This is a genomic window from Vibrio sp. Y176, assembly GCF_033438945.1.
This window is the reverse complement of sequence record NZ_JAWOQS010000913.1, coordinates 1-570: the sequence shown is the minus strand read 5'-3', so window position 1 is coordinate 570 and position 570 is coordinate 1. Positions and strand designations below refer to the sequence as shown.

1 pseudogene is annotated in these 570 nt (G+C 45.8%); it reads left to right on the top strand.

Annotated features, from left to right (window positions below):
• Window positions 1-401, top strand: a pseudogene (locus R7O13_RS29380) (ABC transporter ATP-binding protein); the annotation flags it as partial.
• Window positions 402-570: the final 169 nt, after the last annotated feature.

Sequence of the window (570 nt, the reverse complement as noted above, 5' to 3'; positions counted from 1 at the left end):
TTTTGGATGAACCAACTCTTGGTTTGGATTTGGTTTACCGCGACACCTTCTACCGTCATTTACTGGAATGGTTTCACGATGGTGAACGCGTTCTTATCATCACCAGCCATGAAGTTTCCGAGATCGAACATCTGTTAACCGATGTGTTGATTCTTAAACACGGTCGCCCGGTGCTACAAACCTCAATGGACAGCATCAGTGAAGACTACTTTATTCTCGATGCCAATGACGAACACCGTGCGCAAATTGAAGCGATGCACCCACTCTCTTCTCAAAAAGGATTAGGCACAACGAAATGGCTATTGTCTTCACAATACGCGGATCAAGCGGCGGGGCTTGGCGATGTACATGGTGTAAAACTGGCGGATCTGTTTTTAGCGTTACAAAAGGAGGCAGCATGATGCGCTCTGTCGTCGCAATGTTGCGTAAAGAGTGGTTAGAAAACCCACTAGTATTGCGCTTACCTTTGTTTATGTTGGCGTGTGGAGCGTTGCTTTTTATTAGTTTGATGAGTAACACCACGTTGCAACACAATATGTTTTTCGAAATGAGTCTCGGTGGCGATGTGCG